At 42.5% G+C, this 7,218-nt stretch carries 6 protein-coding genes; 4 read left to right on the top strand and 2 right to left on the bottom strand.

Translation table 11 applies throughout. The features are described from left to right. Positions 1-227: 227 nt before the first annotated feature. The gene (locus tag PN499_RS05950; protein WP_272030773.1) at positions 228-1,208 is read right to left on the bottom strand and encodes an Npun_R2479 family HD domain-containing metalloprotein; all 981 of its coding nucleotides are present in this window, start codon (positions 1,206-1,208) and stop codon (positions 228-230) included. A 243-nt stretch (positions 1,209-1,451) separates the two neighbouring features. On the opposite strand from PN499_RS05950, the gene PN499_RS05955 reads away from it, so the two are divergent. Continuing rightward, entirely contained in the window at positions 1,452-3,170 is a 1,719-nt protein-coding gene (locus PN499_RS05955) for an alpha/beta hydrolase (protein WP_272030774.1), read from the top strand. Between the two features lie 141 nt (positions 3,171-3,311). On the opposite strand, the gene PN499_RS05960 is transcribed toward PN499_RS05955, so the two are convergent. Further along, the gene (locus PN499_RS05960) at positions 3,312-4,004 is read right to left on the bottom strand and encodes a histidine phosphatase family protein (protein ID WP_272030775.1); all 693 of its coding nucleotides are present in this window, start codon (positions 4,002-4,004) and stop codon (positions 3,312-3,314) included. A 94-nt stretch (positions 4,005-4,098) separates the two neighbouring features. Between PN499_RS05960 and PN499_RS05965 the strand changes: the two genes are divergently transcribed. From PN499_RS05965 to PN499_RS05975, 3 genes are all read left to right on the top strand, one after another. Then, positions 4,099-4,353 (top strand): TniQ family protein, encoded by a 255-nt coding sequence (locus PN499_RS05965; protein ID WP_272030776.1) that lies wholly within the window; start codon positions 4,099-4,101, stop codon positions 4,351-4,353. A 222-nt stretch (positions 4,354-4,575) separates the two neighbouring features. Next, a complete protein-coding gene (locus PN499_RS05970) occupies positions 4,576-5,577 on the top strand; it encodes an AAA family ATPase (protein ID WP_272030777.1) in 1,002 nt (333 codons plus the stop codon). Then, positions 5,577-7,218, top strand: a 1,642-nt coding sequence (locus PN499_RS05975; RefSeq protein WP_272030778.1) for a S8 family peptidase, incomplete at its 3' end; no start/stop codon positions are given. The genes PN499_RS05970 and PN499_RS05975, both read left to right, overlap by 1 nt.

The following is a 7,218-nucleotide window of genomic DNA, read 5'->3' on the forward strand; positions in this document are numbered from 1 at the left end:
CGCTGCGAAAAGCAATTTCTTATAGCAATAGATGGTGGTCAGCGAGCGCCCACCTTACAAATTTTTGTAACGCCGCCCTCTGGGCGGTTGCTTTACCGCCCAGAGGGCGGCGTTACGTTGGATTTTTTTAATTATAGTGAATAAATAAGGAGTCAGAAATCAGGATAAAATATTTCATCCTAAGATTGACTCCTCTTCTTAGTTGAATCTAAATTATGACTAATTCATCACAAATTTAGATTTGAGAAGTCACTAAACTTACGGGTTTCAGTGGCGACACTCGCAAAACCATCACCATTTTCACTCTCACCATTCAAACTGCCATTAGTTTCCGGTTTAAAGAGTTCTTCAACAGCCGCACGTTTCAAAGCTAGGGGTTCTGCGTGTTCTACCTGAAATACATTCGCGTAGAGATTGGCGATAATTTGCTTTCCTCCTTGAGTCAATTCTAAGTAACTCAAAGCGGCAGGGATGTAAGGAAAAACGCCGTTCCAGTAAAACTTGGCATAATTCCGCCGCAAATCTCCGGGCGATTTATAGCCTAAGATTTTATTAGTGCCGACTTCTTCAAACTCGTAGAAAAGAGCACTAATTTTTCGCAAATAATTCGGATCGCTGAGTTGGCCAATTAAGTCAGCGGCGCGAGCAAGTCCCGAATAATTATGCCGATCTTGATGAGTTTCACCAGCAGGTACAGGGAAGCGAGTTAGTTCAATATTGCGTTTAATTTGTTCGGCATCAATTAGTTTGTGACCACCAAAACGCTCATCAATTACTAATTTCCCTCGGTCAACATGATAAGGTGTGAGACTGGCAGAAGTTGCACCAATTGGTATCGAAACCATTCCTCCGTCGATGCCAGTGGCGTAGAGTCCAACAGCTTCTTGGTCTTGACGGCAAACACCTTTGACATAACCGATGTCGTGAGACAACAAAGAAATGATATAGTGTAGCCAGTCTTCAGGGGAGACACCCCCTTCGCGGATGTGTTTGCCCCGGAGGATGTCCTGTCCTACTAGGGCAACTAACATACTGTGTTCGACATTGTGATAGAGAGCGTCGCAATTAGCGATGTTTTCCAGAGCCATGTTCCCCGCCCAGGCAATGATATCGGGGTAATCCGGCTTATATTTACCGTAGGTACGGCGGTATCCAGCCTGTAGCTCTTGCACGAAAGCGTCAATTAGGATCGCAGTTGCATTAAACATTGTGATTTCTCTCACTCAAGCTTTAAGGGCGAAAATCAATCAGGAAGTTTTAGGTAGTTGCATAAATAATAATTGGCGATCGCGTATAAGTTGACATAAATCGGATTGAGTAGTATTTGCGAACTACCGATGCACCAGAGAATATTTTTAGAGTTATATACTCACCATAACCTAAATCCCACAGAATCTCATCTGGCTCTGTACTATTAAATGATGGTGAGAGAACTGCTAGGTGTCAGAGTTATGAACCGTCTGTTAAGGAGTCTGTCTGAAGGAGCAAAACGCGCGGTGCTGCCGATCGCCCTGAGATACTTAGGGTTGTGCAGCATTGCGGTTCTGGCTGCTGCCCCGGCCTTGGGAGCACAGCGAGTTTACGTGACTTATGGCCCGCTGGAAATTTCAGTACCCATAGAGTCTTTAGAGCTGTTTGTGCAGACAGGCGTAATCGATCACACTTGGGATGGCTTCGCTCAGTACGCCAACCAGCAACAGCTAGCTCAGTTGCGACAAGCTCTGCAAGCAAAGGCTGAAGTCAGCCCCGTGACTATTTCTCAGTTCCTTTACACGCCCCAGGGTGAAGTGTTGCTGGAACGTTTGGGACGAGTCGTGCAGACAAAAGGCCGACAGCCTGGTTTTTACGCAATTCGAGCGGCCTTAATTCTAGCAGCGGCAGATACAGAGGGTTTGACACCGATCAATGTGCTCAAGAAATTTCCGACTTATGGGATTCGGATCGATATTGCGCGGGGGTTAGAACTGGTTAATCAGCTAACGGCTTTGGTAAATAGGTCAAACCGAGCGATCGCTGGAGTAATCGAGTTGGCAAACGCCCAAGCTGCATCGGAACCAGCAGTTAACCTTTCCGAGCTCCAAACTCCAGACCGGCGGGGGTCGCTGAGTTGGGAAAAAGTTTCTCTGACAATGATGAGTAAAAACCGCCAGGGGCGTAGTTTTCCCTTCGATTTGTATTTGCCTACAGGCGGGTCATTACCGGCACCATTAATTGTCATTTCTCACGGTTTAGGCTCAGATCGCTACTCCTTTGCCTATTTAGCCGAACATCTGGCCTCTTACGGATTTGCCGTTGCTGTCCCGGAACATCCCGGTAGCAGTTCTCAACAGTTGCAGAACTTGGTGGTAGGTAGAGCAAGTGAGGTGGCCCAACCTACAGAATTTGTCGATCGCCCTTTAGATATTAAGGAGCTGCTCGATTTTCTAGATACCCTTCCTGCATCTGACCCCAAATATCAAGGGAAAATGGACTTGCAGCGGGTGGGGGTAATCGGTCAGTCTTTCGGCGGCTATACAGCTTTGGCTTTAGTGGGAGGAGGGATTAATTTTGAGCAACTAGATAAAGATTGCGAGAAAGAGTTCGATACTTGGAATATTTCGTTACTGCTTCAATGTCGCGCTCAGACTCTGCGTCGTCGGGATTACAATTTGAGCGATAGCCGGGTTAAAGCTGCGATCGCCATCAATCCAATTGTCAGCAGCATTCTAGGGGAATCAAACCTCAGCCAAATTCAAGTCCCTGTAATGATTTTAGCTGCCACTGCCGATACCGTTGCACCAGCGGTGCTCGAACAGATTCAACCCTTTACCTGGTTAACAAATCCTGAGAAATATCTCGTACTGCTCAACAACGGCACACATTTCTCGACGATCGACGATTCCCCTGAGAGTGTTTTCCGGGTTCCTGCTAATGCCATTGGGCCTGAACCAGCCTTAGCTCGCCGCTATCTTAACGGATTGAGTGTCGCTTTTATGGAAACCTATCTGGCTAACGAGCCAACTTTCCGCCGCTATCTCCAACCGTCTTACGTCAAAGCAATTAGTAAAGATGTGTTGGGCCTGAGTATTTTGCGATCGCTGAGTACGGAGCAGCTCGAGCAGTTGCTCAGCGGTAAAAGCAGTCCCACTCTTCCTGCATCTCCACCTCAGCCGGCTCCTGCGAAGCCTTGAGGGTCAAGGTATTTGGAATTAGCTGGCACTACCTTACAGATTAAGTGGGAAATTTTGGCGATCTTGGCGATCTTGGTGGGAAGCGATATAAAGTCCTGGTAGATATATTCTGGCGTTGGTTCGGGCATTAGTGAAGGTAGGTTACGAGGGTCGATCGTCTGCATTGATCGCCACAGTTGCATCGGGTGTTGCCGATTCCAGCTCAGGTGGCAGATGATTGGTAATGAAAGAACTCCAGTGAGGTATCCCACCTGAATCAAATTCCATCTGCAAAATTGACGCATTCGGTACTCGAAATCCTCGCGTAAATCCCAAAAGCCGACCCATAGCAACGGCATCAATTACTGTTGGGTTAGCCAAAATTTGCCACAGCATTGCTTTAATAAAAAATCCATGTGAAAAAACAACCACAAAACCCGATTGTTGTTGTAACTGGTTCAGGGTAGTTCGGACTCGTTCCATCAGTTGAACCAACGATTCGGCGTTGGTTCCATCGACATATTCAGGGTCGCAGCGATCCCAGTAAGCTTTGCTCAGAGGTTTGCGATCGCGGAGTGTGGTTGGTCGATCGAACTGTAGGCTCAGATAGGTAAACTCCTGAACTTGCCAAACGTCAACGGCTGTATGTGGAAATTTTTCAATCAATGGTTTAGCGGTGAGTTGTGTCCTCAGATAAGGTGAAGTTACAATCAAGTCTGGAGATTGTTTAATGGCGGTTGGAATACATTGTGATTGTCGGTAGCCCAATTCAGTTAAGGCGTTTTCATGCGGCCCAATAGTTGCCACTCCTGCATTGGATTGACTTTGACCATGACGAATAATCCAGATAGACACGGTTTGATATTTCCTCTCATTAATAATGGGTGAAAATCACTTTTAGTTAATTCACATCATCCCCCACAAGTATAAATGCTGATCCATTCATCTGATGAAGCTGCTAGCGTTGGCGGTGGTGGCGGGGGTTGAAACCCAACGGTTGAGGGAGATGTTACTGCCTCCTGGGGTGGGGATGAAGCTGGAACCGATTAGGTTGTGTGGGGCTTGTTATGCGGAGTCGCCTTGTCATAAGATTGAGTGGCAGTTTAAGACGACGATGGGGTGCGATCGGCATGGGTTGAGGTTGTTGGCGGAGTGTCCTAATTGTGGAGCTAGGTTTAAGATTCCGGCGTTATCAGTAGTGTAGTGTATATCTGTGCTCGCACTCACATCCACGACAAAACTCTAAAAGAGAGCAAAGTTAAAATAAATTTATGTGTGCTGTTTTAATGGTATAATTATATTGATATAGCTTAATATTTTTAATTGGAAAAATAAGGACATTTAACATAACCTTGTAAACATTAAAGACACATTCTGCCTCTTAAACAAGTCCCCAGAGTTAAAATATTATTCATAACATGAGATAATGGTAGCAGGCAAACAACTCAAAAGGCTATTTCAAGCCTTCAAAGAGCGCGATGACAGTGCTTTTTATAGAGCAGCAGAAGCTTTGATTGCAGATGAACTCATCGCTAATCATCATGCTCTTGCTCAGGAGCTACAGCAAGCATTAGGAAGGCAACCGATGAAACAGATAACACAAAATGGATTGAGGCTCCTCCCTAAAGATCGTCGCAGTGGCGATGATTTGGTTATATTAGAAGAAAGCTCCGTAGATTCGACTCAAGTCGTTTTGAATCAGGAAACCAAGGGGAAAATCGAGAGAGTTTTAGATGAGCATCGTAAACGCCAACAATTAAGTAAATATGGATACTTGCCTAAGACCAAGCTACTCTTTTGGGGTCTACCTGGATGTGGTAAGACTTTTACTGCTAAGTATTTGGCTCATGAACTTGGCCTTCCAGTAGGCATTGTGAGGCTAAATGCAATTATTTCTAGTTTTTTAGGAGATACCGCTTCTCATCTGCATCGGGTTTTCAATTTAGCTAATACAACTCCAATGGTACTTCTTTTAGACGAAGTAGATGCAGTGGGAAAAAATAGAGATGATCCCAATGACGTTGGAGAACTGAAACGAGTTGTCAATAGCTTACTACAAGCAATGGATACTTTTGATTCATCTAAAAGTATTATTATTGCTGCTAGTAATCATCAGTATTTACTTGATCCCGCTTTATGGAGACGTTTTGATGATCTGATTGAGTTTCCTTTACCTGGTAAAACAGAACGAGAGATTTATCTTCAACGCCTTTTAAATGGAGTAAATTTTGATGGTTCACTAGAATATATAGTGAAGAATATGAGTTCACTTTCTTATGCAGATATTCAGCGTATTACTGTTGAAGCTATTAAAACTATGATTCTCGAAGGGAGAGAAAATCTACAAACCCAGGATATTTCTGAGCAACTTAAAGCTTTTAAAAAAGCTACATTTGAAGCGCAAACTAAAAATAGGGATACTTTATAATGAATCAAGATTTTCCTCTCTTTTCACTAACTCAACCGCAAACTGCTCAACGTCGTTCAGAAAAGTCTCATTTTGTTCCCCTTCCCCTAGAAAAAATTGAGCAGCGACAAGAGAAAGCTAATAATTTAAGACAACAAGTTCAAGGACTTTCCCAAAAATTGCAACAAATGTCTGAAGAGCAAAGAAAGGCAGTATTAATTAAACTAGAACATGAACAAAAAATTTCTTTAGATGGCACAGGTTTAAAGCCAATTTCAGAATCTACTAAAAATTTTACCCTTGCCGTTCCTCGTACTGAAAAATTAGATCAACTAGAAAAAAAGATTGAAGATTTTGGAGAAGGGGAATTAAGAAGAGGTCAACCACCTAATAAAGATTTTGCCTACCTTAATTCTATTGAAGAAGCTTCACCCAAGGATCGTCTTTGCCAATTATTTTTTGAAGAATATGACGAATTAATTCAGCAAGATTTGATAATTTGTGAAATCGAAATGATGTCTTTAGAAAAAGGAGCAAATCAACAGAGACAGGAATTGCAAGAAATACGAACAGAGATAAGCAATTTATTCCAGAGTGGGATTAAAGGTTATTTATTTGAACATGAAGAAATAAAAGGAACTTGCCGTGCTGTAATTCGATGTACTGGGAAGATTTTTCAAGAATTAGTAGAAGGCAAAAAATGGCAGACTAAAATAGTGTATTTTGATGCTCGTCCACAATTTGAAACATTTCATCAAACGCTTAAAAATTTTCAAGTTCAAAATTTAGGTGAATTCATAAGCCCTCCTCAAGATGCTCCAATGGTCTGCATTGTAGATTCAGGAGTAACGATTGGAAATCCTTTTCTAAAACCTGTTGTTAGAGAAGATTTGATTCGCTCTTATCTCAAAGCTGAATCTGATAAGGATAATCCTTATGATGAATGTGGACATGGTTCTGGTGTTGCTTCTTTAGTTTCTTACTATGCCTTAAATTTATATAAAAATGCAGAAAATAAAGGAAAAATTTGGATCGCCAGTGCCAGAATTTTGAATAAAGACAATGAAATTGAAGATGAAAGATTATTTTCCAAAATCTTAGCAGAAATTGTAGGGAACTTCGATTTATTAAATGTTAAAATTTTTAACCTCTCTCTTCAATTTACTAATCGAAAATGGCATGAAGAAGCTAAACGAACCGTTCCACGTAATTCTTGGATAGCTCGAACAATTGATAAGCTTTCAAGAGAACACGATGTTGTTTTTGTTACGATTACAGGCAATATATCAACGTTTAATGTTAGAGACTATCACGAGGATGGATTACCTTATCCTAAATATTTCATAGAGGATGAATCCTCTATTTATGATCCTGGTCAAGCAGCATTAGCTGTTACAGTAGGTTCTATGGCTCCTAGCACTCAAGCAATTGGTCAAATAGCAACAGCGCTGGTCATTGCTGAACAACATCAACCCTCTCCTTTTACTCGTTGTGGGCCTGGAATTAACCGTGAAATTAAACCTGAGTTGGTCGAATATGGTGGTAATTATTTAATCGAGGAAAATGGCTCAGTTCGAGAAAATCCAGGAATGAATGTAATGATGGCAAGTCATCAACTTACACCTGCAATTGCTCATCATTCGGGAACGAGCTTTGCTGCTC

It is taken from the genome of Kamptonema animale CS-326 (assembly GCF_028330895.1).
GTDB lineage: Bacteria > Cyanobacteriota > Cyanobacteriia > Cyanobacteriales > Microcoleaceae > Kamptonema > Kamptonema formosum.

Coding starts and splice junctions, on each gene's coding strand:
- PN499_RS05950 (WP_272030773.1), bottom strand. CDS start 1,208: ATGTTTAATGCAACTGCGATCCTAATTGACGCTTTCGTGCAAGAGCTA.
- PN499_RS05970 (WP_272030777.1), top strand. CDS start 4,576: ATGGTAGCAGGCAAACAACTCAAAAGGCTATTTCAAGCCTTCAAAGAG.
- PN499_RS05965 (WP_272030776.1), top strand. CDS start 4,099: ATGAAGCTGCTAGCGTTGGCGGTGGTGGCGGGGGTTGAAACCCAACGG.
- PN499_RS05955 (WP_272030774.1), top strand. CDS start 1,452: ATGAACCGTCTGTTAAGGAGTCTGTCTGAAGGAGCAAAACGCGCGGTG.